This is a genomic window from Pectinatus brassicae (assembly GCF_014201835.1).
Lineage (GTDB): Bacteria > Bacillota > Negativicutes > Selenomonadales > Selenomonadaceae > Pectinatus > Pectinatus brassicae.
Genome location: NZ_JACHFH010000001.1, coordinates 134,405 through 161,290, shown reverse-complemented (window position 1 = coordinate 161,290; position 26,886 = coordinate 134,405). Strand labels below are relative to the sequence as shown.

The window sequence follows — 26,886 nt, the reverse complement described above, 5'->3', positions numbered from 1 at the left end:
ATGCAAAAAACGACAAAAATCTGGACAATCGGTACTTTATTAAAATGGACGCAGGATTATTTTGCTAGTAAAAACATCGAATCAGCTCGTATAGATGCCGAGGTATTATTGGCACATTTACTGCAAAAAGAACGTATATACTTATATGTGCATTTTGATGAGCCTTTGCAGGAAGAGGAACTGACAGCTTTTCGTGAGTTAGTGAAAAAAAGAGCGATGCGGGAGCCGGTTGCCTATATCATTGGGAAAAAAGAATTTATGGGCATGACATTTATCGTTAATAAAAATGTATTGGTGCCAAGACCAGAAACAGAACACTTGGTAGAAGCGGTAAGTGAGCGTTTGCCAACAAATAAGAATAATGTTATTGCTGATATTGGCACGGGCTCAGGCGCGATTGCCATATCGCTGGCCAAAATATGCAAAAGTATAAAAGTATATGCCGTTGATATTTCTGAGCAGGCCCTTATAGTAGCAAGAGAAAATGCCAGCGTCTTACAAGCAGATAATATTGAGTTTTGTCAGGGTGATTTATTAACACCGTTATCTGGGCTGGAGAAAAATTCGTTACAGGCAATCGTGTCTAATCCACCGTATATTCCCCAAAGTGATATGGCGGATTTAGAGCCGGATGTGCGCGAATATGAACCGCATAATGCCTTGACTGATGATAATGATGGTTTTGATTTTTATCGGCGATTATTAGGTGAAAGTCAGGCTTTGCTGCGGGAAGATGGCTTTTTAGCATGTGAAATAGGTATAGGACAAGCTGAAGAAATAAAAAAAATAGCACAGCAGAATAATTGGGGACGCTGTGAAATAATAAAAGATTTAGCAAATATAGAGCGGGTAATAATATTATGGAAACAAAAATAATTGATGTACAGGATAATGAAGAAGCAGGTATACAAGAAGCGGCAGAGCTGATAAAAAAAGGTGAAGTTGTAGCTTTTCCGACAGAAACAGTATATGGACTTGGTGCCAATGGTCTTGATGAAACGGCTGCGGGGAAAATATATAGCGCAAAAGGACGACCATCAGATAATCCTTTGATTTTACATATAGATAGTATAAAAATGTTGTCAATGATAAGTAAAAACATACCGCACATGGCAATGGAAATCATGGCGGCATTTTGTCCGGGACCGATAACAATGATTTTACCGAAAAAGGACACTGTACCTGACTGTATCACTGGTGGTCTTGATACGGTGGGGGTTAGAATGCCGGATAATGATATAGCCAGAAAACTTATAGAGTTGTCTGGTGTGCCAATAGCGGCACCAAGTGCCAATATTTCAGGACGACCTAGTCCGACAACAGCTGCGGCTGTTTATGCAGACTTACAAGGACGGATACCGTTGATTTTGGATGGCGGTGGTTCAAGTTTTGGTGTGGAATCGACAATTGTTGATTGTACTGAAGATAAACCAATTATCCTGCGTCCGGGGGCAATAACCAAGGAAATGCTCGAAGAGATTTTTCCGGAAGTAAGTATCGACCCTGCTTTAACGCAAAAAGATAAGGTACCTAAAGCACCAGGCATGAAATATCGTCATTATGCACCGCAGGCACCGATGGTTTTATTGCAAGGCAGTCAGATGGATATGCTCGGAGCTTTTGCCAAAGAATTAGCACGCTATAAAAAAGACGGAAAAAAAGTTGGTATATTGGCTAGTCATGAGGTAATTAACCTGCTGGGACATGATATGGTATTCGATTATGGCAGCCAAAGAAAGTTAGCGGATATTGCGGCTAATTTATATAATGGATTGCGGTTTTTTGATGATAAAAATATTGATATTATTTTGGCTGAGGGTACTACAGAAAAAGGCATGGGACTGGCAATAATGAATCGTATGAAAAAGGCTAGTGGACAGACGATTATTAATGTTGGATAACGTATCTTTAACTGATAATATATTTGCCATATTGCGTAGCAGTGTGGTAAAATTAGCATAAAAATGATAGGTGGTGTACAAGCATCCTTAGGGGATGCTGATTTTTATGAAACTTGTTATTGGCTGCGATCAAGGTGCATTGGAGTTAAAAGAGCATGTTAAGGAAGTGCTAAAGGAATTTTCTGATATAACTGTTGAAGATGTAGGAACTTATACAACAGACTCAGTAGATTATCCTGATATTGCGGAAAAGATTTGTGAAAAAATAACTTCAGGACAAGCCGATAGAGGCATTGCCCTTTGCGGAACAGGTATAGGTATATCTATTGCCTGCAATAAGGTGAAGGGCATTAGAGCCGCATTATGCCATAATGTATTTACAGCTCGGATGTCACGCCAGCATAATGATGCCAATGTATTGGCTATGGGTGGACGAGATATTAGTTTTGGACCAGCTACAGAAATGGTACAAGTATGGGTTAAAGAAGAATTTTTAGGCGGACGCCATGAACGTCGCGTAAATAAGATTATGGAAATACAAGATAAATAAAAATTATTAGTGTAAAATAATCACTAATAAAACGCAGCTGGCTTAGTCAAAGTTGTGTTGCTTCATTTGGGAGGATATTAAATGAATTTAGTAGACGATTTAGCAAAAGTTGACTTAGAAATAAAAAATGCAATAAATGCAGAACTTACTCGTCAACGCAATAAACTAGAATTGATAGCTTCGGAGAATATAGTAAGCACGGCTGTAATGCAGGCACAGGGCAGCGTTCTGACTAATAAATATGCCGAAGGTTATCCAGGAAAACGCTACTATGGCGGCTGCGAATGTGTAGATGTTGTAGAACAATTAGCTATCGACAGAGTAAAAAAAATATTTGGGGCTAATTATGCTAATGTGCAGCCACATTCAGGGGCACAGGCCAATACAGCCGTGTATTTTGCGCTGCTTAATCCTGGTGATACCATTTTAGGTATGAACCTTACTGATGGTGGACATTTGACACATGGCAGCCCTGTAAATATTTCCGGTACATATTTTAATGTTATTCCGTATGGCGTTGATAAAGAAACCGAACGAATTGATTATGATAAATTACAGGAGTTGGCTGCTGAACATCATCCTAAGATGATTGTTGCTGGTGCCAGTGCTTATGCACGTATTATTGATTTTCAGCGTTTAGCAGCTATAGCTAAATCGGTAAATGCTTATTTGATGGTGGATATGGCTCATATTGCTGGTCTTGTTGCGGCAGGTCTTCATCCAAATCCTATTGAATATGCTGATGTTGTTACCTCTACCACTCATAAAACCTTACGTGGTCCACGTGGTGGGATTATCTTATGCCATGATGCTGAATTTGGCAAGAAATTTAATAAAGCTATTTTCCCTGGAACACAGGGTGGCCCATTAATGCATGTAATAGCAGCTAAGGCCGTAGCCTTTAAGGAAGCCCTCAGTGATGAATTTAAAGAATATCAGCGTCAGATAATAAAAAATGCCCGTGTTCTGGCTGACTCATTGATTAAAAATGGTTTCCGTATTGTGTCAGGTGGCACAGATAATCATTTAATGCTGGTAGATTTGCGCAGCAAAGATATTACAGGTAAAGAAGCTGAAAAATTACTTGATGATATCGGTATAACTGTAAATAAAAATACCATACCATTTGAACCATTAAGCCCATTTGTAACGAGTGGTATAAGACTTGGAACACCAGCACTGACTACACGTGGCTTTAAAGAAGCTGATATGGAAGAAGTAGCAGCAATTATTGCTTCAGTACTTGATAACCCGACTGATGAAAACGTGCATGAACAGGCTAGAGCTAAAGTAAAAGTTTTATGTCAAAATTATCCATTGTATTAACAATAGTAGGAGATAGAAAATGATAGAAGATTTAAATGTAAGTGTAATAGATCATCCTTTAGTGCAGCATAAATTAACTCTTATGCGTATGCAGGAAACAGGAACAAAAGATTTTCGTGAATTGCTGGAAGAAATATCGATGCTTATGGCTTATGAAATAACCCGCGATTTGCCATTAGTGGACATGGATATAACAACACCAGTAGTAAAATGTAAATCGAAAACACTTGACGGTAAGAAGCTAGGTCTTATTCCAATTTTACGCGCTGGTTTGGGTATGGTTGACGGTATTGTAAAATTAATTCCTACAATTAAAATTGGACATGTAGGAATGTATCGCGATCCTAAAACATTGGCGCCAGTAGAATATTACTGCAAATTGCCTACTGATGTTGCTGACCGTACACTTATCGTTGTCGATCCGATGCTGGCAACCGGTGGTTCAGCAGCAGCGGCTCTTTCCTTATTAAAAGAAAAAGGCGCTAAGCATATCATATTCTTATGCTTGGTATCAGCACCGCAGGGCATAGAAGCCTTAAATAAAGCACATCCGGATATCAAAATTTATACTGCATCAGTAGATCAAAAGCTTAATGAGCATGGCTATATTGTGCCAGGCTTAGGCGATGCTGGTGATAGATTATTCGGTACACTGTAATTAAAGTGTAGCGGAAAATTAAATTTTAATTTTTAAGATAGGATGTAAATCAAAAATGTGATTTGCATCCTATTAATAATATGGAGAACAATATGAATGAGTACAGCCGTCCTGGTTGGACGGAATATTTTCTTGATATCGCTAAAGCAGTAGGGCGTCGTTCTACCTGTTTTCGCCGACGTTATGGTGCCATTATCGTAAAAGATAATATAATAATAAGTACAGGCTACAATGGCGCACCGCGTGGTAAAGATAACTGTATTGACACAGGCGTATGCGAACGGGAACGTCAGCATGTCCCTAAAGGAGAGCGGTACGAACTATGTGTTGCAGTACATGCCGAGCAAAATGCTATAATCGCAGCCGATCCCGTCAAAATGAAAGGTGCCCAAATATATATTGTCGGCTATAATGCTGATGATAGCTTGGCATCGGGGAAACCGTGTCTTTTATGCCGTCGTATGATATGTAATGCCATGATTGATAAAGTAATATATTTAGAAACTGATGGTGCGGTGGTAGAAGTTAATCCGCAGGATATATATTGAGTAATAATATCATATAGAAAGAAGCATAATATGCGTTCTACTGTATTTAGTAAAGGAAGTGCGCTATAAATGTCGACAGGCTTTTTGGCATTTATCATAGCGTTGGTAATAGTGCTTGCTATAATGCCAATGGTGATAAAATTTGCTATAAAAACAGGTGCGATAGATGCACCAGACAAAAGAAAAGTCCATCATAAGCCAATACCGCGTATAGGTGGTTTGGGAATATATGCTGGTTTTGTGATTACGATAGCAATATTAACTTTTTCCACGGATTTACTGAGCGGTCATGAAAATGATCTGCTGGGGTTGCTGCTGGGAGGAAGCTTTATTGTACTGGTAGGGATAATTGATGATTATACAAATTTACCAGCTAAAGTAAAATTATTAGGACAAATTGCGGCAGCCTGCATCTTGGTATCTTTTGATGTTAGAATAGATTTTATAACAAATCCATTTGGCAATTGGATTTTTCTTGAATACCTGTCAGTGCCGGTAACTATCTTTTGGATAGTTGGTCTTACTAATACAATAAATCTTATTGATGGACTTGATGGATTAGCAGCCGGTGTATCAACAATAGCTGGCATAACACTATTATTGGTGGCCTATCAGCAGCAAGATGCGTTTATTGTAACGATAACAGCTGCGATTGTTGGTTCAGCTTTGGGGTTTTTACGTTATAATTTTAATCCGGCCAGAATATTTATGGGGGATACCGGCAGTATGTTTCTAGGGTTTATACTAGCGGGAATTTCCATAATTGGAGTAGTAAAAAGTGCTACGACTATTGCACTCATTGTACCAATATTGACGTTGGGCCTGCCAATACTCGATACTACGTTTGCTATAGTACGCAGATACAGAGGTGGTATTCCTATTTTTAAACCTGATAAGGGTCATTTGCATCATCGTTTACTGGATTTAGGATTTACGCAACGTCAGGCAGTATTATTAATGTATGTATTTAGCAGCTTTTTAGGTTTAAGTGCTATTGCCCTGACCCAGGTAAATGAATATGCCGGAGCGGTAATATTATTATTTATTCTTTTGGTTATTATTTATGGCGCCAAAAAAATAGGTATATTTCATACTAAAAATAATCTACATGTATGATAATAATAAACAGTAACATTAGCAATAAAATTAAGAAAAAGCCTTAGAAGTGACCCCCGGCTAGCTTAACCGGTAGGAGGAAATAGCATGGAAAAAAAAATCAAAGTAATGACTGTTTTTGGAACTAGGCCTGAAGCAATAAAAATGGCACCAGTTGTATTAGAATTGGCAAAACATGAGCAGATTGAGCCGATAATTGCAGTGACGGCGCAGCATCGCGATATGCTTGACCAGGTACTGCATTTATTTGCGATAAAACCTGATTATGATTTGGATATTATGGCCAGCGGTCAGACATTATTCGATATTACAACAAAAGCCATGAATGGCTTAGATAAAGTATTGAGCAAAGAAAAACCAGACATTGTACTGGTACATGGTGATACTACCACTACGTTTGCTGGTGCTTTGGCATCGTATTATCATGAGACAGCTGTGGGACATGTTGAAGCTGGTCTGCGAACGAATAATAAATATTCCCCGTTTCCTGAAGAAATAAATAGAAAACTCACTGGAGCATTAGCTGATTTACATTTTGCGCCAACGCAGATGGCCTGTGATAATTTGTTAAAGGAAAATATACCTAAGGATAAAATTTTTATTACAGGTAATACCGTAATTGATGCTCTGCATATGACTGTTCAGGATAATTATATTTTTGCCGATGAATTATTGCAGTCAATTGATTTTGAAAATAAACGCATTATATTAGTTACGACCCATAGACGAGAAAATTTAGGTGAGCCAATGCGTCATGTTTATACGGCATTAAAACAGATTGTAGCTGAATATGATGATGTTGAAGTTATTTTCCCTGTACATAAAAATCCCAAAGTCAGAGAAGTGGTTAATTCTGAACTTGGCAATTTGGAACGTGTACATTTAATTGATCCACTCGATTATGAGCCATTTGCTAATTTAATGCATAGAGCCCATTTGATATTGACTGATTCTGGTGGTATTCAGGAAGAAGCTCCATCATTAGGGAAACCAGTACTGGTATTGCGTGATACCACAGAACGTCCTGAAGCGGTAGAGGCTGGTACAATAAAACTTGTTGGAACGCAAAAAGAACGTATTTACAATGAAGTGAAATTCTTGCTTGATGATAAGCAGGAATATAATCGTATGGCCGGAACATCAAATCCTTATGGCGATGGAAAAGCTGCACAGCGTATTGTACAGGCGATTCTTAAGTTTTACAATAAATGATATTACTGGGAATAGTAACACTGTAGAGAACTTAAACTTTCAGGTGAAGTAATTCACCTGAATAAGGACTCTAGATTAAAAAGAAAATAGATACCAATCGTTTAAAAAAATGTTTCAAATAATACTGAAATATATTTTATTAGATAGTAAATAATTAGAATTTTTCAAAATGCGGCATTTGAGTAACCATTAAATTTTATAAAAGAAGTAGAACATTTTAAAATATAGAATGTTTTATATAACTATTTTGGCAAATATAAATATGATTGCCAATAATAAATATCTTCTTGCCCAAAAGGAATTTACAATAGTAATTGATTTTTTATTTAAAAGACAAAGGATGTGTTATTATGAATTTAAAGGTTAGAATGTATATTTCATATGCAATAGTTATTGTATTGACGGGGATTGTCGGTGTCTTTTCATTGTATTCACTGAATAATGTTAATGCTCGTCTTACTGAATTAGGCACGGAGCGGGTGCCTAGGATTATGCTGATGGCTGATATAAACCAGGAAGTGAGCAGTTATTTAGCCGCACAACAAAATATTTTATTACATACAGACAGCAATGCTGTCAATGAAATGAAACAAAGTGAAAAAAATATTGATAGTAATTTTAAAAAGCTATATGATACTTCTTTAGCATCTTATAAGCCAAAAATCGAAAGTACACAAGGAAAATGGGTAGCATATAAAAAGGCGTCAAATGAACGGGTTCGGATGGTATTAGCTGGGCAAGACCATGAAAGTCCAGCTGTTGAGGCCAAGAGTGCTGAAGTAGAAAAAATAGGTAAAGATTTAAATAGTGATATAGATGGTTTTTTTAAGGCCAGCGTGGTAGCTACTGATAAAAATGTAGCTGATGGTAAGGCTGAATATACAAAAGCAAAATGGATGACAACAGTAGGTTTGTTTATAGTTTTAATATTGGGCATGATTATAGCAACAATCGTTACACGCTATATGGATAAATTTATCAAAGGCTTTTTAGAAGTATCACAAAAAGTTGCTGAGGGTGATTTGAAACAGCGAATTGAATTTGCCTCAGAAGATGAATTTGGACAAATGGCACAGGCATATAATAAAACTATTGATAATATAAAAAATCTTATACAGAGCATCCAAAAAACCGCAAATGAGGTAGTTAATACGGTAAATCAGGTGGCTACAGGCGCTAATCAATCGGCTGATGCCATTCAAAATATTGCCCAGTCAGTATCAGTTGTTGCAGAATCAGCAGATAAACAGGCACAGGGAATTAACGAGTCTACTAATAATACAGAAAAAATAACGAATTACATAAAAGCTGTTTCTACAGATACGGAAGCAACAGCTGCAGATGCCGAAAAGGCACTTATGACAGCCAATGAAGGTACACAGATAATGTTTTCGACAATCGAACAAATGAAGGTTATAGAAGATACTACGCAGCGATCTTCTACCGTGGTATCAACATTAGGGGAGCGTTCTAAGGAAATAGGCCAGATTGTTGATACTATATCAGGAATTGCCGGTCAAACTAATTTATTGGCACTGAATGCAGCCATTGAGGCAGCACGTGCTGGTGAACAGGGAAAGGGTTTTGCTGTTGTAGCCGAAGAAGTAAGAAAGTTGGCTGAACAGTCGCAGGATGCTGCGCAGCAAATAGCGGAGCTTATTGGCAGAATTCAAACAGAAACGCAGGAAGCCGTGGATGCAATATCCTCAGGAACTGGGGAAGTACAGCAGGGGATAGATTCAGTAAATAAATCAGGAAAAGCCTTTTCTGATATTATGCAGACAACAGCTGCGGTAGCAATGCAAGTTAGGGAAATGTCGGAAACGATGAGTGAGGTAGCTAAAAATGGTGAAAATGTATTAGCACAGATGCAGGGTGTTGATGATGAAACCAAAATAGTGGCGCGTGAAATGGAAACAACCTCAGCGGCAACGCAGGAACAATCTGCTTCAATGGAAGAGATTGCTGCATCATGTCAGAATTTACGTGATTTAGCTGATAAGTTGTTTGTACAAAGCAACAACTTTAAGATTTAAAATTAAAACTGACCAATATACTGTTTTTAGTATATTGGTCAGTTTTTTAGTAAATTAAAAAAAGTAAAAAAAAATATAAAAACTAAAAAAAATAAAGTATAAAAAATTAAACCTTAATATATTTGCATATTTACAAGATTACAGATAAAATTAAGCGCGGTATTGGAATTAGTCTTTTAATAAAAGCGGTTTGACAGTTTATCGATAACAATATAATATCTAGTATATTGATTTAAGTAATTATTTATTGAAATTAAAGGCAGAGAGGTTGTATTGAGATGAAGAAAAAACTAAATTTTATAATGATGGCTGTATTAGCCGCAATGATGTTATTGTTGGCCGGATGTGGACAACAGAATGCGACAAAGAAAACAGATACAGCTGCTGCACAAAAACAGACAAAAATCATAGTATCAGCCGCTGCCAGCTTAAAGGATGTAATGCAGGAATTAGAACAGGTTTATAAAAAAGATAATCCTAATGTAGAAATAGCTGTAAATTTAGCATCGAGTGGTTCATTGGAACGACAGATAGAACAAGGTGCTCCAGCTGATATATTTATCTCAGCATCACCAAAACAAATGAATGCCTTAGAAAAAAAGGAATTGTTGGCACCTAAGACACGCAAGGATCTTTTAGTTAATTCTATTGTTCTCATTACACCTAAAGCCAATAAAGCAGGTATTGCAGGCTTTGCCGATTTAAAAACAGATAAAGTACAAAAAATTGCTATGGGTGATCCTAAAAGTGTGCCAGCAGGCCAATATGCACAGCAAAGTTTTACCAGCATGAATTATATTGATGCCATAAAAGGGAAATTAGTTTACGGTAATAATGTGCGTGCGGTACTTACCTGGGTAGAAAATGGTGATGCTGACTGTGGCGTCGTTTATAAAACCGATGCAGCCGTATCCGATAAGGTAAAAATTATTGCTGATGCCCCAGCTGATTCCCATAAGCCGATAATTTATCCAGTAGCTATATTAAAATCAACAAAAGAGGTAAAAGCGGCGCAAAGTTTTGTTGATTTTTTGCAAAGTGAAGCAGCAATGAAAATTTTTGCCAAGTATGGTTTTGCTGCTGCCAAATGATAATGGATTATTCGCCGCTTATAGTATCGCTTAGAACAGCTTCTTTAGCAACTGTAATAGCCTTTATAACGGGAATTTACGCTGCTTATATAGTAATTAACATAAAAAAATGCAAAGGGCTTATAGATGCTATATTAACGTTGCCATTGGTTTTACCGCCAACAGTTTTAGGATTTATTTTGTTATTTGTTTTTGGTAAAAACAGCTTTGTTGGACAGATATTAATGCACCTGGGCTATTCTTTGGTTTTTACCTGGGAGGCAACTGTACTAGCAGCAGTAGTTGTAGCTTTTCCGCTTGTATATAGGACGACACGCGGTGCTTTTGAACAGATGGATAAAAATATAATTTATGCAGCCAGAACATTAGGGATATCAGAATGGAAAATTTTTTGGCGAATAATTGTGCCGAATACACGGCATGGAATAATTGCTGGAATTATCCTGGCGTTTGCCCGGGCACTTGGTGAATTTGGGGCTACTATTATGGTTGCCGGCAACATTCCGGGGATGACGCAGACCATGTCAACGGCAATATATTCAGCAGTGCAGGCGGGTGATGATGCAGCGGCAGTTTTTTGGGTATTAGTTATAATGAGCTTTTCTTTTGTAGTCATCATGCTGATGAATTTTTGGCTGCAAAGAAATGATAATAATAAAATGGGACTTTCATTGGGAAATGGCGGTTGATATGCTGAAGGTAAAGATAGAAAAACAATTAAATGATTTTTATTTAGATGTTGATTTTACTGTAGCTGATGAAACTATGGCAATATTAGGGGCTTCAGGCTGTGGTAAAAGTATGACTTTAAAATGCATTGCCGGTATAGAAACGCCTGACAGAGGCTATATTGAATTTAACGGCAGAGTTTTCTTCGATAGTAAAAAAAATATAAACTTATCACCGCAGCAGCGTCGTGCCGGTTATTTATTTCAAAATTATGCCTTGTTTCCCAATATGACAGTGGAGCAAAATATTGCTTTTGTAGCTAAAGGTTCTAATGAAGAAAAAAAAGCTATTGTGGAGCAAAATATTAATCGTTTTCATTTGCAGGGATTAGAAAAATCTTATCCGACTAATTTATCGGGAGGACAGCAGCAGCGTGCAGCTTTAGCCAGAATACTGGCAGCACAGGCTGAATTGTTAATGCTTGACGAACCATTTTCAGCACTGGATAGTTATTTAAAATGGGAATTAGAATTGGACCTAGCTGGGCTGCTCGAGAAATATAATAAAACAACCTTATTTGTATCGCATAATCGCGATGAAGTATATCGTTTATGTAAGAGAGTAGCTGTAATGAATAAGGGCGTTATCGAGGTTGTAAATGACAGATATACTATCTTTGATAATCCCCAGACGGCTGCGGCAACAGTATTGACAGGTTGTAAGAATATGTCAGCAGCCAGGAAAATTGATGATTTTCATTTATACGCCATAGACTGGCAGCTGGAGCTTACAAGTTTGTCAATTATTCCAGACGATTTGCAGTATGTTGGAGTTAGAGCGCATTTTTTTTTAATTGAAAGAGATGACAGCGCTGTAAATTCTTTTCGGGCTCATGTGGATAAAGTTATTGAAAATCCGTTTTCTTTTATTGTTATGATTCGCCCTTATAATACCGGCTGTCAGCGGATGCTGCGCTGGGAATTAAGTAAGAATAAATGGCAGCAATTACAAAACAAGGATATATATGTAAGTATGCCGCCGGAAAAAATTATATTATTAACGAAGTGAGGAATTTATAATGAAATTAAGTGCAAGAAATCAATTAAAGGGAACTGTGTGTGCTATTGATGCCGGTAGCGTAAACGATGTTGTTAAAATCAAATTAGCCAGCGGCGATATAATCAGTGCCACAATAACGAAACAATCGGTTGAAGAGTTAGGTTTGGTAGTAGGCAAAGAAGCCTATGCAGTGGTCAAGGCCAGTTCAGTAATGGTCGCTGTGGAGTAATAGTAATAGTGTGGCTGTCGCGGTTTTATAAATATGTGTGACAGCCATATTTTTTACGTTAATATAGGGCTTATTGAATGAAATTTTCTGTAAATATATATTGTTTACTTTTTTATTAAAATTATTGTATAATAAAAGTAATCGTTTACAAAAAATACAAGGGAGTCATTATAAATGGAAGCATAGGTGTGACGGCAGCATATGGTCTGTACTTTGCGATAAAGGCAGCACCGGAAACATCTTTCGAAGAATTTTATAAATATGTACAGGAAAAAGCTGATTATCTTAATACCAGCAGACCGACAGCAGTAAATCTGTCATGGGCATTGCAGCGAATGTTTAAAAAGATAGAAAATGTGAAGAAAAATAATATTGCAGATATAAAAAAATATTGCGTCAGGAAGCTAAAATAATTTATCAGGAAGATGAGGATATTTGACGCAGTATAGGGGAAAATCTTATTGTTTTATTAAAAGATAATATGGGGAGACTGACGCATTGCAATGCCGGTCAGATGGCTGCATTCAGATATGGAACGGCAATGGCACCAATGTATCTGGCTAAGGAAAAAGGCTGGCATTTAAAAATATATTCCGATGTATATAGCAGCACCTACATCAAGCATAGATATGGTAGCAGTAACAGGCGAGGATATTCCAATAGAAGAACGCAATGCCAAAGAAGTTACTTGCCGTTTTGGGGTATGGAAGGCACCAAAAGATGTTAAGGTCTATAATCCATCTTTTGATGTGACCCCGCATGAGAATATAACAGGAATAGTTACGGGAAAAGGCATAATATATCCACCGGTTGCCGAAAATTTGCAGAAATTATTTAAGATAGAAAAATAACAGAGGAAAGGTGCAGCCGTATGCTTGAAGCTAAGAAGCAGCAATTAGTGGAAATAGCTCCGCCGATAGTATATGAAGTAGTATATTATGGTGGAACAGCATGGATGGCGCCTTATGGTCGGCCGGGAACAAGAGAATTGGCACAATCGGTAATTGAGCCGCTCCAAAAAAAGTGACGCCTGCCTGCTGGTCAGTCACGGTGTTATGACCGTAAGCACTACTATTCAAGATGCTTATCTAAAAGCAGAATATGTAGAAGAAATAGCGGAAATATATTATAGAACTTTAAGCGTTAATCAGGATAAAGAACCAATTGTTTTGCCGGAAGACGAATTGCAAAAATGGCAATATCCTTCGTATATAAAACTTTAGTAAAGAGGCTGTTACATGTTAATAAAAAATGTACAACGGCTTTATATTTTATGGTTTAAAGCCGTCCCTTAAGGGAAGGTGGCACTGCCAAGCAGTGACGGAAGGGTTATGCCCTACCCTAAGCTAATTATTAATTAATCTCTTAGTCAGCTAAAGCGCAAAGGGCTATAATATGCAGGGGATCCGTTGGGGGTGAAGCATTAAGAGTATGCATGCAAGAACCTCTTAAAAATTATTTTATTTGCTAGCTGATTTTTTATAACATGAAGATAAGTGATCATCGACAATGCCCACAGCCTGTAAAAAAGAATAGATTATAGTCGGCCCGATAAATTTAAAATCACGTTTTTTTAAGTCCTTACTTATCTGCTCGGAAAGTGGGGTAGAAGCAGGAACTTCTTCAAGGGTATGCCAAATATTAACGATTGTTTGCCCAGCGGTGAAATGCCAGATATATTCATTAAAACTGCCAAATTCTTTTTGGATGATGATATATTGTTGGGCATTATTGATGGCAGCGTTGATTTTTAATTTATTTCGTATAATGTCTTTGTTGTTTACAAGCTTGCTAAATTTGTCAGCATCATATTTAGCTATTTTATGATAATCCCAATTAGTGAAAGCTTTTTGCAAGGCTGGGCGTTTTTTCAAAATTGTCGACCAGCTGAGTCCGGCCTGCATTAATTCTAATATTAGAAATTCAAAGAGTTTGTTATCGTCGTGAACGGGGATACCCCATTCATTGTCATGGTATTCTTTTTCTAAGGGGCTGTTTTCAGCCCAAGGGCAGCGTTTAAGCATAGTATTTTCCCTCTTAAATATAAAAAAATAAAGCTTTAGCATTTGCTAAAACTTTTCTTTAGTATTAATGGTGGGCAGGGATGGATTCGAACCATCGTAACCTCGCGGTGACAGATTTACAGTCTGTTCCCTTTAACCACTCGGGCACCTACCCATATTAATAATGGTGACCCTGGCAGGACTCGAACCTGCGACCTTTTGATTCGTAGTCAAACACTCTAATCCAGCTGAGCTACAGGGCCATATTAAGTTGTTGGAAATAAAATGAAATGGTGGGCAGGGATGGATTCGAACCATCGTAACCTCGCGGTGACAGATTTACAGTCTGTTCCCTTTAACCACTCGGGCACCTACCCATATAAAAATGGTGACCCTGGCAGGACTCGAACCTGCGACCTTTTGATTCGTAGTCAAACACTCTAATCCAGCTGAGCTACAGGGCCATATTCATTTCGTAACTGCGAGAATTATTTTATCATAAATAATAAGCGATGTCAATATTTTATATTATTTATTTTTCGAAATGGCAAAAAAAAAACCTGCCCCTTATTTTAGAAGCAGGTCTTCTAAAAAAATATTACTGTGCAATAGCGTTTACTTTATGTGCTAAGCGAGCTTTGCGGCGAGCTGCAGCATTTTTATGATAGATATTATCAGCAGCAGCTTTATCTATTTTTTTGCAAGCAACAGCTAAAAGTGATTTAGCGTCTTCAGCATTGCCAGCTTTAACTGCATCATTAACCTTACGGAAAGCTGTTTTAACAGTAGATTTTACTGCAACATTTTTCGCACGGCGTTCAGCATCAGTTTTTACGCTTTGAATAGAAGATTTAATATTTGGCAAGAAATTCACCCCTTTTTACATAATATTTCATTTAAATATTTTAGCACGTAATATCATTGATTGCAAGAAATTATATTCAATAATTAGGACGAGAATAAAAAATAGTGTAGAAATATTTCAAGAATTTTTAAAGAGAAATATTTCAATATAAAATATTTTATATGATTTTACAGGTAAATTTATTATATATGTCAAACACAATATAGGGTATAATTATATGAAGAAATAATAAAGCAATTTTGCGATGGTAATCATAATAAAGGAATAGGATTGGTATAATGGAGCAGGAACTGCAAAATACAGATGAGTTAAATGGAAATACTGAAGAAATATCTATTGCTGAAAATACTGATAAAAAATACAATATTATTAAGGAACTAAAAAATAATGACTATGGCAAAACGCTGCTTGCCGCGACCAAAGATACCGGCGATTTTTTTGTTATAAAGCATATTAAGGCAGTTGATTTAGCTTATGCCAGCCTGAGTAAAATTATTGATACGACGCTGCCAAAGGTTGTTTTTTGTCAGGAAGATAAAGAACATGGTGAAACGACGGTGGTTGAAGAATACATCAATGGACAGACGCTTACTGAATGGATGGAAAAGCGTGAACTTGAGCCGATTGGTGATGCACTGGCAAAAAACATTTTTCGTCAGTTAGCCAATGGATTAAAAACCCTGCATGATAATAATATAATGCATCGTGGAATTAGTCCCGACAACATAATGATTGCTGGCGGTGATGTTAAATTCGTCGGGTTAAGTCATGCTGTGATTGGAAAAACTTATGACGATGTCCCCGAATATAAGGGGAAACTGGGATTTGCCCCGCCGGAACAGGAAGTATTAGGAAAAGCTGATTACCGCAGTGATATTTATTCACTGGGGATGACCATGCAAAGTTTATTAGGTGCAGATTATAAGGGTAAATATAAAAAAATAGTAAAACATATGTTGGCAATAGATCCTGATGAACGCTATCAAAATGGAGACCAATTAAAAAAAGCAGTACAAAATGCAGGTATGCTTTCACTGCGCAAAATTATAATTGGCGTGGCGGCGTTATATATTTTGGTATTAGCTGGATTATGGGTTATAAATACGTGGTTTAACCCAGTTAAAAAAATGGAAGCACAAAATAAATTTGAGCAGGAACAAAGTCAGGCCCAGACCGAGGCAAAGAATATTGCATTTAATAAAGCAATGGGCAATGTTGGTGACGGCAGTGCCGATGGTAGTCAGGCACAATACAGTGATGGCGATAACCAGATGGCTAAAGGCAAGCTGGCCGTATCAGTTGCATTTCCGGGACGGCCGCAGGAAAAAGGTAATAATGCCGTTATTATAAATATGGGAAAGGTTTCTGAATTATCAGGTGCAGATAATGCGCAAGGTGATGAGCCTGTAACATTTCCTGATAATGCCAAACTGGAAGTAACAATAAAAAATAATACAACAAGTGATATTAAAAATCCGGTAATACGATTTGTACCATATTATATAGATTTATCAAATATTAAAGATACACCAAATACAATAACTAAGCATCTGGCTGGCGCGGTAGAATGCCAGAGGGATATAAGTATTCCGGCTGGCGGTGAGGAAAAATTTACCTTGTCCCTAAAAAATGCTGTATTGCTTTATCCGAAAAAAGAAAATACAATGCTTAAGGTAATTGTGCGTTCAGACAATTATCCTAACACTGGTGAAAATATAAAGTTTAGTTTTCGCTGATACTAAAAACTAAATAAATACATACGAGGAGCCACTGCATATTGATAAATATGAGCGGCAGCCTCGTTTTTTGTTATATAAAAGCAATAAAAGTATATAAAAACAAACATTGTTAAAATATAAAATAATTGTAAAATGTAACATAGTACAAAAAATACTTAATGTTTGATTTAAGTGAATATCATGTTAATATAAAACTTATGTAATATTTTATAAATAGTAAGGAATGATAAAATGGCAAAGAAATATCATCAAGGCAGTGATTTGCGCTGGATAACAATAACAACACTGTTGTTGGCGATAGGGGTTATACTGCGGCTCATTTCACCTAATATTGGAGGGATATCACTTAATTGGAACATAGTGATGTATGTAACAGCTATTTTATTGTGCCGCCCAACCTTAAAACAAGGTCTGGGTATTGGCATTGTTTCAGGCATAATTGCCACAATGACATCAAAGGCAGCACTGCCTTATGCCAACTTATTGAGTGATCCGGCAGCGGCCTGGAGCTGCGCCCTGTTGGTTAAAACACGTATTTTTAATATAAAAATAAGCCGTATTTGTATAGAACCAATGATTGTTATTTTTATAACTACATTTATCAGCGGTGGTATCTTTGTAAGCTTAACTAAAATTGTTTTGGCACTGCCAATGTCATTATATTTATATGCAATGCTGCCGGCAGTACTGTTAGTAGCAGCATTAGGAGCCTTGGCCGGACAATTATTTTATTTTCCGGCGGCGCGGATTTTTAATAGTGATGGCAGTGAGAAGAATTTTCTCTTGAAAAACATTAATTTAAATATTAGCAAGGGAGAATTTTTTGTCATAACTGGTGTTAATGGCAGTGGAAAAAGCACGTTGCTGTTATCGTTGGCTGGTGCAAGACCTTCTTATTTTGCTGGATTTAAGGATTCGCAGTTATTTATAGATGATATAGATATTATAAAGAGCGATAGTGCTGTTTTAAATAAAAAGATTGGCGTGGTAATGGCTGATTATGAAGCACAATTAGTAACGGAAACAATAAACGACGAAATTGCTTTTTCTTTGGAAAATGCCGGCTTGTCACCTGCAGAAATAATAAAAAAACGCGCAGAGGTATTGCAAAAGGTAGGGCTGAAAAATCTGGGCAACAGGCAGATAACCTCTTTATCGGGCGGGCAAAAGCAGCGTCTTGTATTGGCGGCAATTTTGGCTATGGATACTGAAGTTTTAGTGCTGGATGAACCGGTTGCTGCTGTAGATCCCGAAGGGGCCAGAGAGATTTATGATTTATTATATAAATTAAATAAACACGATAATAAAACCATTATTGTTGTTGAGCATGATTTAAAATATGTCATGGATATGATTTCCCATATGGCTGTACTGGAAAATGGACAATTGATGTTCACAGGTGAAAAACAGGATTGCCTTAAATATATGTATACAAATAAAGTATATGCGGAAGTAATACCACTACGCTGGAAAATACGCTGGGAAATGGAGCAGGGTTTATGCTGAAATTAGAAAATGTTTCATTTGCTTATGCTATCAATAATAAAATATTTGATGATATTAATATTGAAATAGATACTCAGGAGATTGTTGCTATTGCTGGACGCAACGGTACGGGGAAAACTACTTTGACTCGTTTGATTATGGGACTATTGCATCCGCAGGCTGGTCGAATAAAGCTTGATGAGATGGTTATCAGTGATAAACCGCCATATATTATTGCCAAAAATATTGGTTATGTTTTTCAAAATCCCGACCATCAATTATTTGCCTCTACAGTTTACGAAGAAGCTGCTTATGCCCCCAAGCAATTGGGCATGACAGAAGAGGAACGGGATAAATATGTAAAGCAGGCACTTATTAACACCGGCCTTTGGGATAAAAAAGATTTTATGCCGCAGACATTGTCGTTAGGCGATAAACAAAGGCTTTCGATAGCGTCAGCACTGGCGGCAAATCCCCGCATACTGATTCTCGATGAACCAACATCAGGACAGGACTGCCGGGAACGGACTGTTTTACTGCGTCTTATGCGCAAGCTTAATAATAATGGACTGGGAATTATATTAGTGACACACGACATGGATATATTAGCTGAACATGCCCATAAAGTAGTAGTTATTGCTGATAAACAGATAGCGTACGCTGGAACGCCGCGCGAGCTGTTTAGTGATGAGAAAAAAACAATAGAACTAGGGCTGGAATTACCAGAGACGGTGCGTATAAGTAAAGAAATGGAAATAGAACTCAGTCTTACGCCGCAGGAACTGTATGAAAAAATAACAGCCGGGAGGAAGAAAAATGCCTGAAAATAAAAAAAATGCGGCTTTAGCCGCATTAACGAAATTATTGATGGCAATTACTGTATCTATTGCTGTGCTTTGGACAAATAATTTATCAGCCCTATCAATATTGACAGGCTTGGAAATAATAATTGCCTTAGCGGCCAGAAGTAAACCTTTATGGAAAGGCTTAGGCGGACTGGCTTTTTTTGCTGTGATCCTGGCCGTTATACAGCTGTTGTTTTCTGCGCCATTTTCGGTGGCAATAGGTTCAGCATTTAAAATGTTTATAATGGCTGTATCATTATTAATACTTGTAGCGACATCCTCAACGCAGGAGATAACAGCTTCTTTGGTTAAGCAATGCCATTTGCCATATGAATATGCATTTATGATAACAGTGGTACTGCGCTTTGTGCCGGATTTGCTGAAAGAAAGTAAGGCTGTACGGGAAGCTCAGGCGTGCCGGGGCTTCCATCCAGCGAAAAATCCGCTGCGGCGAATAATAGACTATATGATGATAATAAAGCCCATGGTATTCAAGGCGATAGCACGCAGTGAAAATATGGCCATAAGCTTGGAATTGCGAGGCTTTTCCCATAAAGGAAAAAGAACTTTTTTAGCATCGAGAAAATTAGCATGGCTTGATTATAGTGTACTAGTAATAAATGCCCTAATATGCATTATAACAATAAAATCTTTTTGAAAACTTATTTAATGATAAAGCGATAATTATTGGAATTTAATTGGAATATTTCCTGTTCATTTTTTATTATTGTAATATGTTCTTTGGCAAATTTTATAGTCAGCGGTATTGTTAAAACAGCTGTATCACTTAGCGGGTGACGTTTAGTATCAGGAGTAATAACAGTTTCTTTATTGTCTTTTACAGCAATAATGCTAGTGGTTGTTTTGCAGCTGGAAAGCAAACCTGTTTCAGAAAAACAAAGTGAATTTTTGTCAGCACTTACATCTACGCTGTTAGGATTAAATGTTTTTATACTGCCGATAGGAGTATTTATTTTCTGCGGCAGTGCTGGCTCAATAGAAGCTAATTGACCATTTTTATAAAATGATAAGCCGCACTTAATTTTTATTTTGCCGACACTGGTAGTTAATTCTATTTGTTCAGCTGGTTGCAGGGTGAGGCTTTCTAATTCGCCTGTTTCATAGAAATGAAAACACATGGGACGAGCTGAAAAATTACCACAGGCAAAAGAGAAACTGGATTTATCAATAAGAGCAGCCTCGTTTTTTTCACTCCAATAAGCACTGATTTGTCCGTTTAGAGGGAAAACACGGCAGATATTGCCATTGGGATAAAAAGTAAGCATTTCAGTCAAGATTTTTCCCCAGGGAGTAGATATAGTAGTACGTTTTTCTAAGTAAACAGCTTTTAAATTGCCATTATCATAAAATTTTATTGATGGCGATGCTTTACGGCGGGAATTCTCACTGAAATATGGCAGGATAGAAAAGTTATCCATATATATGGGACTTTTTTCGCGGCAGATACAGGCAGCTAATTGACCATTATTATGATAGGCAACATTATAGCAATTGTGTAATGTGCCATATTGAGTAGTGATATCCATAAAAAAATCTCCTTTCAATAAGAACGGGAATAATCAGCGCACTTTTTGCTAATGGAAGCAAGCAGGGCAGAGCCGCTTTTTTTTGTGCTGATTTCTAGACTGTTTTCATAATCACTTGATTTAAGCCAGGCCGGAATATGTGAACAAATTAAATCCAGACGAAAAAAGGGTGTACTGTCAATAAAATTGCGCAGAGCCTTTTTAGAAGAGATATCAGGATAAGCAGCCTGTAATTTTATCAAATCAAGGTAGTAAATGCCCTTTGTCGTTTCAACCGGAGCGGTTGGAACCGTGATATTACTGTTGATTTGGTGCAGATTGTTATAGATATCGAGAATGATTTTGTTTAACATATCATTATCGAGGCAATCAATTTCAAAAATAGCGAACATCATACGGTCAAAGACGTTGTATATAAGGCCATTAATTGACTGTGAAGCAATTATTTTGCAGTCGTCAAGTTTTACGATTAAATTACGGGTGTGGTCACGAATTTCCTGAGGGGTTTTTATTGAATGGAAATTAAATGGGAATCGTTTGCGGATATTCCAATTATTACCATCCTGCTCAAAAATAATTACATGAGAAAGACTTATAAAATCCGTCAAATTATTATTTTCATCACAGGTGACAGCAATTTTTTTGTTCATAATGAACACTCCTTGTGATATTAGTATAATAATAATTTACTTATGGCAGATAAAATTGTCAATAGAGCCTTATTTTATAGGTTTTTAGATAAAAAATGTATTTATATGTATTTCCTAATAAAACATTTGAATTGTAACTGTAAAGAAGAATTTTTATAAGAATAATACGGATATTATTTAAGAAAAAATTTATATAAAAATTATTGGAAAATATGTATTGACTAATAATAAATATAGAATATAAATAAAGATAAAAATTTTTATAAATATTATAGGTTAAAAAAAATAATAAAAAGACATTTTCGGATTAAAAAATAAACTGAAAAAAATTAAATATTATATATGTACATTACTGTAATAAAAAGAAAGAATATTTCAATTATTACCGGCTGATAACTGGAATAAAAGTCTATTGACAATATAGAAGTATTAGATTATAGTTACAACATCGACATGGTTAACAACTTAATACATGAATATAAATTATGTTATCATATATAATGATTAATATAATTTTACACAGGACAAAGAGGTCCCGCCTAAATACAGGTGGGGCCTTTTTGTTACAAATACTTTGTCGATTGTATATTTTATATTGATAATAAATTGGAGGGCTTTTCATGAGACAGGTTGCTATTTATGGTAAAGGCGGAATCGGTAAATCAACGACTACGCAAAATCTAAATGCTGGTTTAGGGGAAATGGGAAAAAAAATCATGATTGTTGGCTGTGACCCTAAAGCGGATTCAACCCGCTTGATTTTAGGCGGCCTGGCTCAACAGACCGTACTTGATACATTGCGTGAAGAAGGCGACGATGTAGATCTTGATATGGTATTGAAAGAAGGATTTGAAGGAATAAAATGCGTTGAGTCTGGCGGACCGGAACCGGGGGTTGGCTGCGCTGGCCGAGGTATAATAACTTCAATAAATCTTCTTGAACAACTGGGCGCTTATGAATCTGATCTTGATTATGTTTTTTATGATGTATTAGGTGATGTTGTTTGTGGTGGTTTCGCAATGCCGATTCGCGAAGGAAAAGCTAAAGAAATTTATATTGTATGCTCAGGAGAAATGATGGCTTTATATGCAGCCAATAATATTTCTAAAGGTATTATGAAATATGCTGAAACTGGTGGGGTTCGTTTGGGCGGACTTATCTGCAACAGTCGTAATGTTGATGGCGAAGCTGATTTGGTTCAAGCAGTTGCTAAAGAACTGGGAACCCAGATGATTCACTTTGTACCACGCGACAATATGGTACAAAGGGCAGAAATCAACCGCCAGACTGTTATTGAATTTGATGCCAAATGCAATCAGGCTGATGAATATCGTACACTTGCCAATAAAATCGATGGCAACGACATGTTTATTATTCCTAAGCCATTAACACAGGATCGTTTAGAAGCATTATTGATGGAACATGGTTTAATGGAATAAAAAATTGTCGAAGATGCACTTGCAATAGAATAATATACAACAAGAGAAGGACAAGGATAAAAACTTTGTCCTTCTTATATAAAACAGATGAGTTTAAATAATAAATACCTACATTAATATATAGGAGTGTTAAAAATGAGCGACTTATTAATGATTCGTGCTGTTGTAAGACCAGAAAAATCAGCCGCTGTATTGTCAGAACTTTTAGATGCCGGTTATGTTGGTGTAACAAAAGAGGAAGTTTATGGCCGTGGCCGCCAAAAGGGTATTGTAGTAGGGGAAGTTCATTATGATGAATTACCGAAAGAACTTTTGATAATTATAGCTGAAGCTAAAGATAAAGAAGATATTGTAAGAATTATTATGAAAAACGCCCGTACCGGGGAAAATGGTAATTTTGGTGATGGCCGTATATTTGTTACCGAGGTAGAAGAAGCATATACAATAAGTTCCGGTAAAGCCGGATTGTAAGGGGGCTTTACAATGAAAGAGATAATGGCCTTTTTGCGCATGAATAAAATTAATGATACTAAAGCGGCCCTGGCAAAAGCAGGGTATCCATCGTTTACAGTATCAAAGGCAGTTGGCCGCGGTAAAAAACCTTTGGCAACTGAGGCGATAAATGTTATCGTCGAAAATGAAGGAGAAGTACCAGCTAATGCTATTGGTGTTCATCTTTCAGAAGGAATGAGATTAGTGCCACGTCGTTCATTTTCCTTGATTGTTGATGATGAGCAGGTAGAGCTCGCTGTAAAAACGATAATAAATGAGAATCAGACAGGACAGCCTGGAGATGGAAAAGTTTTTGTGATGCCTGTAACTGGTGGTTATAATATCAGAACCGGCCAGTATCAGGAAACAGAGATGCAAAAGTTAGGAGAGGATTAAAATGGATGCACGCGAGGCTGTTTTAGATAAGTATTCCGGTCGTGTTTTTAAAAATAGAAAAGATCATATTGTAGAGCTTGATGAAGCGGGAGTTCCTAAAGAAATTGCCTCTAACAGCCGTTCAGTGCCAGGCCTGATGATAAACAGGGGCTGCTGCTATGCAGGCTGTAAAGGTGTTGTTTTAGGACCATTGCGTGATACGGTAGTAATTACCCATGGACCTATTGGTTGTGGTTATTATACCTGGGGAACCAGACGCAATAAAGCTGATGCACCTGATGGACGCAATTTTATTCAATATAGTTTTTCAACTGATATGCAGGAAACTGATATAGTTTTTGGCGGTATGAAAAAATTGCATCAGGCCATAAAAGAAGCAGTAGAAATATTTCAGCCTAAAGCTGTAATGATTTGTTCTACCTGCCCGATAGGTCTTATTGGTGATGATATAAACGCTGTAGCGGCTACTGCTGAAAAAGAATTTGGCATAACCTGCATAGCTTACAGCTGTGAAGGTTATAAAGGGGTCAGCCAGTCAGCCGGCCATCATATTGCTAATAATGGACTAATGAAGAGGGTAATAGGCTCAGCTAAAGACGAGATTCCCAAAGAAAAGAAAACATTCCGTTTAAATATTTTGGGTGAATATAATATTGGCGGTGACGGCTGGGAACAAGAACGTATTTTGAAAAAAATCGGCTATGAAGTTGTAGCTGTTCTTACCGGTGATGGTTCTTATGAAGCATTGACCCATGCCCATACAGCCAATCTTAATCTGGTGCAGTGCCATCGTTCCATAAATTATATTGCTGAAATGATGAAAACTAAATATAACATCGATTGGATAAAAGTAAACTTTATCGGTATTGATGAAACAATCCGCACCTTGCGCGAAATTGCTGATTATTTTGATGATGAAACTATCAAAAAACGCACGGAAGAAGTAATTGCCGAAGAACTTGAAGAAATTGCTGAAGAAAGAGAATTCTACCGCAATAAATTAACAGGTAAAACCGCTGGTATTTTTGTTGGTGGTTCGCGCTCGCATCATTATCAGCATTTATTAATGGATTTTGGCGTAAAAACAGTAATTGCCGGCTATGAATTTGCCCATCGTGATGATTATGAAGGACGCGAAGTAATACCGGACATTAAACTTGATGCCGATAGTAAAAATATTGAGCAGATAACAGTAGAGCCAGACCAGCAGCTTTTCCATGTTGCTCTTGATAAAGCCCGCTTTGATGAACTACGCAAGAAAAATGTTGAGCTTGAATATTATAAAGGAATGTTTAAGGATATGGGCGATGGAACCATAACCATTGATGACTTTAACCATTATGAAACAGAAAAAGTATTAGAGATATTTAAACCTGATATTTTTTATTCTGGTATCAAAGATAAATATATGATTATGAAAAAGGGTGTTCCTTCTAATCAGCTGCATTCCTATGATTATAGTGGACCATATGCCTGCTTTAAGGGTTCAATAACTTTTGCCAGAAATACCTATTTGAGTATTTCTACACCAGCTTGGAATATGATGACACCGCCATGGCGGACAAAGTCAACATTAGAAGGTACGTTAGGAGATGAAAATTATGCTTGATATGACACCAAAAACGATAACAGAAAGAAAATCACTGCGAGTAAATCCAGCAAAAACGTGTCAGCCGGTAGGTGCAATGTATGCCGCGCTGGGGGTACACCGCTGCATGCCGCATAGTCATGGCTCGCAGGGCTGCTGCTCCTATCATCGTACTTTTTTATCCCGTCATTTTAAAGAACCGGCTATAGCAACAACAAGTTCATTTTCTGAAGGTGCCTGTGTATTTGGCGGCGGCAGCAATTTAAAAAAAGCAGTAAAAAATATTTTTGATATATATAATCCTGATATTATTGCTGTCCATACTACCTGCCTTAGTGAAACAATTGGTGATGATTTAAATGCATTGATTCGTGAGTTGGAAATACCTCAGGGGAAATTGGTAATTCATACCAATACACCAAGCTATAAAGGCTCACATGTTACAGGGTTTGGCAATATGATGGCAGGCTTTATAAATTATCTTAGTGAAAAATCAGCTGTAAGCAATGGCAAAATAGGGATATTCCCCGGTTTCGTAAATCCCGGTGATATGCATGAGTTAAAACGTATGGCTAAATCGATGGGTGTTAAATATATAATGTTTCCAGATACAGATGGTACTATGAATACGCCGATAACAGGCGATTATCAGATGTACCCTAAAGGAGGAACAACAATAGATGAAATACGCCAGCTGGGCGGGGCTAAACACATATTGGCTTTAGGTGAGCTGACCAGCATGATACCAGCCATGGAAATAAAGAAAAAATGTGATGTTGATTCTACAGCACTGCCATATCCTATTGGTGTAGAGGCTACTGATAAATTTCTTATGTCATTGTCAAAACTCAGTGGTAAGGCAATAACCGAAGAATTGGAAGAAGAACGCGGTCAGCTTTTGGATATAATGGTTGATTCACATGCTTATTATGGTGATAAACGGGTGGCGATTTCTGGTGATCCTGATACAGTATTGGGATTGGCAGCATTTTGCTTGGAATTAGGGATGAAGCCCAAGTATATGCTTACAGGCACACCGGATGAAAAATTTACCAAATTAGCTAAAGAAATGTTATTAAAATATGGTGTAACTGACTGTATAGCCAAGGCTAATGCTGATTTATTCGAACTGCATCAATTGATGAAAAATGAAGCTGTAGATTTACTGATTGGCGGCACCCATTGTAAACAGATTGCCAAGGCCGAAGATGTACCATTTGTACGGGCAGGTTTTCCTATTATGGATCGCTATGTACATTCTTATATGCCATTAGTCGGTTATCGTGGTGCAATGAGATTAGCTGAATTAATGGGCAATGCGTTGATGGATCGGCAGGATCGTGATGCTGAGGATAAAGACCTGGAAATGGTAATGTAATAAAAAAATTAGCTTAATACTATCTTAAGGATACTATTAATAGTTTTTTTTACTACAAGGTTTA

At 37.1% G+C, this 26,886-nt stretch carries 30 protein-coding genes and 4 tRNA genes; 26 read left to right on the top strand and 8 right to left on the bottom strand.

Annotation, left to right across the window (positions count from 1 at the left end; translation table 11 throughout):
* The 17 genes from prmC to HNR32_RS13785 all read left to right on the top strand — a co-directional run bounded on the left by prmC (nucleotide 1) and on the right by HNR32_RS13785 (nucleotide 13,618).
* Complete coding sequence (prmC, locus tag HNR32_RS00890; protein ID WP_183858886.1) at nucleotides 1-876, top strand: peptide chain release factor N(5)-glutamine methyltransferase; 876 nt, start codon at nucleotides 1-3, stop codon at nucleotides 874-876.
* Nucleotides 861-1,901 carry an L-threonylcarbamoyladenylate synthase gene (locus HNR32_RS00885; RefSeq protein WP_183858885.1) on the top strand — a complete coding sequence of 347 codons (1,041 nt, stop codon included), beginning with the start codon at nucleotides 861-863 and terminating at the stop codon, nucleotides 1,899-1,901. The genes prmC and HNR32_RS00885 overlap by 16 nt, the downstream gene beginning before the upstream one ends.
* 106 nt (nucleotides 1,902-2,007) lie before the next feature.
* On the top strand, nucleotides 2,008-2,451 hold the full coding sequence (gene rpiB, locus HNR32_RS00880) for a ribose 5-phosphate isomerase B (protein WP_183858884.1): 444 nt from the start codon (nucleotides 2,008-2,010) through the stop codon (nucleotides 2,449-2,451).
* An 81-nt stretch (nucleotides 2,452-2,532) separates the two neighbouring features.
* Nucleotides 2,533-3,777 (top strand): serine hydroxymethyltransferase, encoded by a 1,245-nt coding sequence (gene glyA / locus HNR32_RS00875; RefSeq protein ID WP_183858883.1) that lies wholly within the window; start codon nucleotides 2,533-2,535, stop codon nucleotides 3,775-3,777.
* Nucleotides 3,778-3,796: 19 nt separating this feature from the next.
* Nucleotides 3,797-4,435, top strand: coding sequence for a uracil phosphoribosyltransferase (gene upp / locus HNR32_RS00870; RefSeq protein ID WP_183858882.1), 639 nt, complete (start codon nucleotides 3,797-3,799; stop codon nucleotides 4,433-4,435).
* Between the two features lie 92 nt (nucleotides 4,436-4,527).
* Nucleotides 4,528-4,983, top strand: coding sequence for a deoxycytidylate deaminase (locus HNR32_RS00865; protein ID WP_183858881.1), 456 nt, complete (start codon nucleotides 4,528-4,530; stop codon nucleotides 4,981-4,983).
* A gap of 69 nt (nucleotides 4,984-5,052) precedes the next feature.
* Nucleotides 5,053-6,099, top strand: a complete 1,047-nt coding sequence (locus tag HNR32_RS00860) for a glycosyltransferase family 4 protein (RefSeq protein ID WP_183858880.1) — start codon at nucleotides 5,053-5,055, stop codon at nucleotides 6,097-6,099.
* 87 nt (nucleotides 6,100-6,186) lie between these two features.
* Nucleotides 6,187-7,311, top strand: a complete 1,125-nt coding sequence (gene wecB / locus HNR32_RS00855) for a non-hydrolyzing UDP-N-acetylglucosamine 2-epimerase (RefSeq protein WP_183858879.1) — start codon at nucleotides 6,187-6,189, stop codon at nucleotides 7,309-7,311.
* 350 nt (nucleotides 7,312-7,661) lie between these two features.
* Nucleotides 7,662-9,347, top strand: a complete 1,686-nt coding sequence (locus HNR32_RS00850) for a methyl-accepting chemotaxis protein (protein ID WP_183858878.1) — start codon at nucleotides 7,662-7,664, stop codon at nucleotides 9,345-9,347.
* A gap of 278 nt (nucleotides 9,348-9,625) precedes the next feature.
* Complete coding sequence (gene modA, locus HNR32_RS00845) at nucleotides 9,626-10,438, top strand: molybdate ABC transporter substrate-binding protein (protein WP_183858877.1); 813 nt, start codon at nucleotides 9,626-9,628, stop codon at nucleotides 10,436-10,438.
* Between the two features lie 2 nt (nucleotides 10,439-10,440).
* Complete coding sequence (gene modB / locus HNR32_RS00840; RefSeq protein WP_183858917.1) at nucleotides 10,441-11,127, top strand: molybdate ABC transporter permease subunit; 687 nt, start codon at nucleotides 10,441-10,443, stop codon at nucleotides 11,125-11,127.
* Nucleotides 11,084-12,175, top strand: a complete 1,092-nt coding sequence (locus tag HNR32_RS00835; protein ID WP_231038216.1) for a sulfate/molybdate ABC transporter ATP-binding protein — start codon at nucleotides 11,084-11,086, stop codon at nucleotides 12,173-12,175. The genes modB and HNR32_RS00835 overlap by 44 nt, the downstream gene beginning before the upstream one ends.
* A 10-nt stretch (nucleotides 12,176-12,185) precedes the next feature.
* Nucleotides 12,186-12,395, top strand: a complete 210-nt coding sequence (locus HNR32_RS00830; RefSeq protein WP_183858876.1) for a TOBE domain-containing protein — start codon at nucleotides 12,186-12,188, stop codon at nucleotides 12,393-12,395.
* 188 nt (nucleotides 12,396-12,583) lie between these two features.
* A complete protein-coding gene (locus HNR32_RS13800; protein ID WP_196611243.1) occupies nucleotides 12,584-12,808 on the top strand; it encodes a hypothetical protein in 225 nt (74 codons plus the stop codon).
* Nucleotides 12,809-12,991: 183 nt separating this feature from the next.
* A complete protein-coding gene (locus HNR32_RS13795) occupies nucleotides 12,992-13,246 on the top strand; it encodes a translation initiation factor eIF-2B alpha/beta/delta subunit family protein (protein WP_196611242.1) in 255 nt (84 codons plus the stop codon).
* Nucleotides 13,247-13,266: 20 nt separating this feature from the next.
* Nucleotides 13,267-13,422: a hypothetical protein gene (locus tag HNR32_RS13790; protein ID WP_196611241.1), complete on the top strand. Its 156-nt coding sequence runs from the start codon at nucleotides 13,267-13,269 to the stop codon at nucleotides 13,420-13,422.
* Nucleotides 13,400-13,618, top strand: coding sequence for a class II aldolase/adducin family protein (locus HNR32_RS13785; RefSeq protein WP_196611240.1), 219 nt, complete (start codon nucleotides 13,400-13,402; stop codon nucleotides 13,616-13,618). Before HNR32_RS13790 ends, HNR32_RS13785 begins: the two co-directional genes overlap by 23 nt.
* A 237-nt stretch (nucleotides 13,619-13,855) precedes the next feature.
* Here HNR32_RS13785 and HNR32_RS00815 read toward each other — a convergent pair whose 3' ends face one another.
* The 6 genes from HNR32_RS00815 to rpsT all read right to left on the bottom strand — a co-directional run bounded on the left by HNR32_RS00815 (nucleotide 13,856) and on the right by rpsT (nucleotide 15,263).
* Nucleotides 13,856-14,419 (bottom strand): DNA-3-methyladenine glycosylase I, encoded by a 564-nt coding sequence (locus tag HNR32_RS00815; RefSeq protein WP_183858875.1) that lies wholly within the window; start codon nucleotides 14,417-14,419, stop codon nucleotides 13,856-13,858.
* 68 nt (nucleotides 14,420-14,487) lie between these two features.
* Nucleotides 14,488-14,573, bottom strand: a tRNA-Tyr gene (locus HNR32_RS00810).
* A 10-nt stretch (nucleotides 14,574-14,583) separates the two neighbouring features.
* A tRNA-Arg gene (locus HNR32_RS00805) sits at nucleotides 14,584-14,661 on the bottom strand.
* Nucleotides 14,662-14,689: 28 nt separating this feature from the next.
* Nucleotides 14,690-14,775 (bottom strand) — tRNA-Tyr (locus HNR32_RS00800).
* A gap of 9 nt (nucleotides 14,776-14,784) precedes the next feature.
* Nucleotides 14,785-14,862 (bottom strand) — tRNA-Arg (locus tag HNR32_RS00795).
* Between the two features lie 134 nt (nucleotides 14,863-14,996).
* Entirely contained in the window at nucleotides 14,997-15,263 is a 267-nt protein-coding gene (rpsT, locus tag HNR32_RS00790) for a 30S ribosomal protein S20 (RefSeq protein WP_183858874.1), read from the bottom strand.
* A gap of 278 nt (nucleotides 15,264-15,541) precedes the next feature.
* Between rpsT and HNR32_RS00785 the strand changes: the two genes are divergently transcribed.
* The 4 genes from HNR32_RS00785 (at nucleotide 15,542) to HNR32_RS00770 (ending at nucleotide 19,990) form a co-directional block, all read left to right on the top strand.
* Nucleotides 15,542-16,999 (top strand): serine/threonine-protein kinase, encoded by a 1,458-nt coding sequence (locus tag HNR32_RS00785; RefSeq protein ID WP_183858873.1) that lies wholly within the window; start codon nucleotides 15,542-15,544, stop codon nucleotides 16,997-16,999.
* A 234-nt stretch (nucleotides 17,000-17,233) separates the two neighbouring features.
* The gene (locus tag HNR32_RS00780; RefSeq protein ID WP_183858872.1) at nucleotides 17,234-18,508 is read left to right on the top strand and encodes an ABC transporter ATP-binding protein; all 1,275 of its coding nucleotides are present in this window, start codon (nucleotides 17,234-17,236) and stop codon (nucleotides 18,506-18,508) included.
* Nucleotides 18,502-19,311 carry an energy-coupling factor ABC transporter ATP-binding protein gene (locus HNR32_RS00775; RefSeq protein WP_183858871.1) on the top strand — a complete coding sequence of 270 codons (810 nt, stop codon included), beginning with the start codon at nucleotides 18,502-18,504 and terminating at the stop codon, nucleotides 19,309-19,311. The genes HNR32_RS00780 and HNR32_RS00775 overlap by 7 nt, the downstream gene beginning before the upstream one ends.
* A complete protein-coding gene (locus tag HNR32_RS00770) occupies nucleotides 19,304-19,990 on the top strand; it encodes an energy-coupling factor transporter transmembrane component T family protein (protein WP_183858870.1) in 687 nt (228 codons plus the stop codon). The genes HNR32_RS00775 and HNR32_RS00770 overlap by 8 nt, the downstream gene beginning before the upstream one ends.
* Before the next feature lie 4 nt (nucleotides 19,991-19,994).
* On the opposite strand, the gene HNR32_RS00765 is transcribed toward HNR32_RS00770, so the two are convergent.
* Together HNR32_RS00765 and HNR32_RS00760 are read right to left on the bottom strand one after the other, a co-directional pair.
* The gene (locus HNR32_RS00765; protein WP_183858869.1) at nucleotides 19,995-20,879 is read right to left on the bottom strand and encodes a hypothetical protein; all 885 of its coding nucleotides are present in this window, start codon (nucleotides 20,877-20,879) and stop codon (nucleotides 19,995-19,997) included.
* 14 nt (nucleotides 20,880-20,893) lie between these two features.
* Nucleotides 20,894-21,529, bottom strand: coding sequence for a Fe-only nitrogenase accessory AnfO family protein (locus HNR32_RS00760; RefSeq protein ID WP_183858868.1), 636 nt, complete (start codon nucleotides 21,527-21,529; stop codon nucleotides 20,894-20,896).
* Between the two features lie 620 nt (nucleotides 21,530-22,149).
* On the opposite strand from HNR32_RS00760, the gene nifH reads away from it, so the two are divergent.
* The 5 genes from nifH to HNR32_RS00735 all read left to right on the top strand — a co-directional run bounded on the left by nifH (nucleotide 22,150) and on the right by HNR32_RS00735 (nucleotide 26,822).
* Nucleotides 22,150-22,968 (top strand): nitrogenase iron protein, encoded by an 819-nt coding sequence (nifH, locus tag HNR32_RS00755; RefSeq protein ID WP_183858867.1) that lies wholly within the window; start codon nucleotides 22,150-22,152, stop codon nucleotides 22,966-22,968.
* A gap of 135 nt (nucleotides 22,969-23,103) precedes the next feature.
* Nucleotides 23,104-23,439 (top strand): P-II family nitrogen regulator, encoded by a 336-nt coding sequence (locus HNR32_RS00750; protein WP_183858866.1) that lies wholly within the window; start codon nucleotides 23,104-23,106, stop codon nucleotides 23,437-23,439.
* 12 nt (nucleotides 23,440-23,451) lie between these two features.
* Nucleotides 23,452-23,856, top strand: a complete 405-nt coding sequence (locus HNR32_RS00745) for a P-II family nitrogen regulator (RefSeq protein ID WP_183858865.1) — start codon at nucleotides 23,452-23,454, stop codon at nucleotides 23,854-23,856.
* A gap of 1 nt (nucleotide 23,857) precedes the next feature.
* Nucleotides 23,858-25,465, top strand: a complete 1,608-nt coding sequence (locus HNR32_RS00740) for a nitrogenase component I subunit alpha (protein ID WP_183858864.1) — start codon at nucleotides 23,858-23,860, stop codon at nucleotides 25,463-25,465.
* Nucleotides 25,449-26,822: a nitrogenase component 1 gene (locus HNR32_RS00735; protein WP_260162422.1), complete on the top strand. Its 1,374-nt coding sequence runs from the start codon at nucleotides 25,449-25,451 to the stop codon at nucleotides 26,820-26,822. The genes HNR32_RS00740 and HNR32_RS00735 overlap by 17 nt, the downstream gene beginning before the upstream one ends.
* Nucleotides 26,823-26,886: the final 64 nt, after the last annotated feature.

What these genes read in the sequence shown, in the direction of transcription:
- prmC (WP_183858886.1), top strand. Translation starts at nt 1, where the DNA reads ATGCAAAAAACGACAAAAATCTGGACAATCGGTACTTTATTAAAATGG.
- HNR32_RS00885 (WP_183858885.1), top strand. Translation starts at nt 861, where the DNA reads ATGGAAACAAAAATAATTGATGTACAGGATAATGAAGAAGCAGGTATA.
- rpiB (WP_183858884.1), top strand. Translation starts at nt 2,008, where the DNA reads ATGAAACTTGTTATTGGCTGCGATCAAGGTGCATTGGAGTTAAAAGAG.
- glyA (WP_183858883.1), top strand. Translation starts at nt 2,533, where the DNA reads ATGAATTTAGTAGACGATTTAGCAAAAGTTGACTTAGAAATAAAAAAT.
- upp (WP_183858882.1), top strand. Translation starts at nt 3,797, where the DNA reads ATGATAGAAGATTTAAATGTAAGTGTAATAGATCATCCTTTAGTGCAG.
- HNR32_RS00865 (WP_183858881.1), top strand. Translation starts at nt 4,528, where the DNA reads ATGAATGAGTACAGCCGTCCTGGTTGGACGGAATATTTTCTTGATATC.
- HNR32_RS00860 (WP_183858880.1), top strand. Translation starts at nt 5,053, where the DNA reads ATGTCGACAGGCTTTTTGGCATTTATCATAGCGTTGGTAATAGTGCTT.
- wecB (WP_183858879.1), top strand. Translation starts at nt 6,187, where the DNA reads ATGGAAAAAAAAATCAAAGTAATGACTGTTTTTGGAACTAGGCCTGAA.
- HNR32_RS00850 (WP_183858878.1), top strand. Translation starts at nt 7,662, where the DNA reads ATGAATTTAAAGGTTAGAATGTATATTTCATATGCAATAGTTATTGTA.
- modA (WP_183858877.1), top strand. Translation starts at nt 9,626, where the DNA reads ATGAAGAAAAAACTAAATTTTATAATGATGGCTGTATTAGCCGCAATG.
- modB (WP_183858917.1), top strand. Translation starts at nt 10,441, where the DNA reads ATGGATTATTCGCCGCTTATAGTATCGCTTAGAACAGCTTCTTTAGCA.
- HNR32_RS00835 (WP_231038216.1), top strand. Translation starts at nt 11,084, where the DNA reads ATGATAATAATAAAATGGGACTTTCATTGGGAAATGGCGGTTGATATG.
- HNR32_RS00830 (WP_183858876.1), top strand. Translation starts at nt 12,186, where the DNA reads ATGAAATTAAGTGCAAGAAATCAATTAAAGGGAACTGTGTGTGCTATT.
- HNR32_RS13795 (WP_196611242.1), top strand. Translation starts at nt 12,992, where the DNA reads ATGTATATAGCAGCACCTACATCAAGCATAGATATGGTAGCAGTAACA.
- HNR32_RS13790 (WP_196611241.1), top strand. Translation starts at nt 13,267, where the DNA reads ATGCTTGAAGCTAAGAAGCAGCAATTAGTGGAAATAGCTCCGCCGATA.
- HNR32_RS00815 (WP_183858875.1), bottom strand. Translation starts at nt 14,419, where the DNA reads ATGCTTAAACGCTGCCCTTGGGCTGAAAACAGCCCCTTAGAAAAAGAA.
- HNR32_RS00785 (WP_183858873.1), top strand. Translation starts at nt 15,542, where the DNA reads ATGGAGCAGGAACTGCAAAATACAGATGAGTTAAATGGAAATACTGAA.
- HNR32_RS00780 (WP_183858872.1), top strand. Translation starts at nt 17,234, where the DNA reads ATGGCAAAGAAATATCATCAAGGCAGTGATTTGCGCTGGATAACAATA.
- HNR32_RS00775 (WP_183858871.1), top strand. Translation starts at nt 18,502, where the DNA reads ATGCTGAAATTAGAAAATGTTTCATTTGCTTATGCTATCAATAATAAA.
- HNR32_RS00770 (WP_183858870.1), top strand. Translation starts at nt 19,304, where the DNA reads ATGCCTGAAAATAAAAAAAATGCGGCTTTAGCCGCATTAACGAAATTA.
- HNR32_RS00765 (WP_183858869.1), bottom strand. Translation starts at nt 20,879, where the DNA reads ATGGATATCACTACTCAATATGGCACATTACACAATTGCTATAATGTT.
- HNR32_RS00760 (WP_183858868.1), bottom strand. Translation starts at nt 21,529, where the DNA reads ATGAACAAAAAAATTGCTGTCACCTGTGATGAAAATAATAATTTGACG.
- nifH (WP_183858867.1), top strand. Translation starts at nt 22,150, where the DNA reads ATGAGACAGGTTGCTATTTATGGTAAAGGCGGAATCGGTAAATCAACG.
- HNR32_RS00750 (WP_183858866.1), top strand. Translation starts at nt 23,104, where the DNA reads ATGAGCGACTTATTAATGATTCGTGCTGTTGTAAGACCAGAAAAATCA.
- HNR32_RS00745 (WP_183858865.1), top strand. Translation starts at nt 23,452, where the DNA reads ATGAAAGAGATAATGGCCTTTTTGCGCATGAATAAAATTAATGATACT.
- HNR32_RS00740 (WP_183858864.1), top strand. Translation starts at nt 23,858, where the DNA reads ATGGATGCACGCGAGGCTGTTTTAGATAAGTATTCCGGTCGTGTTTTT.
- HNR32_RS00735 (WP_260162422.1), top strand. Translation starts at nt 25,449, where the DNA reads ATGAAAATTATGCTTGATATGACACCAAAAACGATAACAGAAAGAAAA.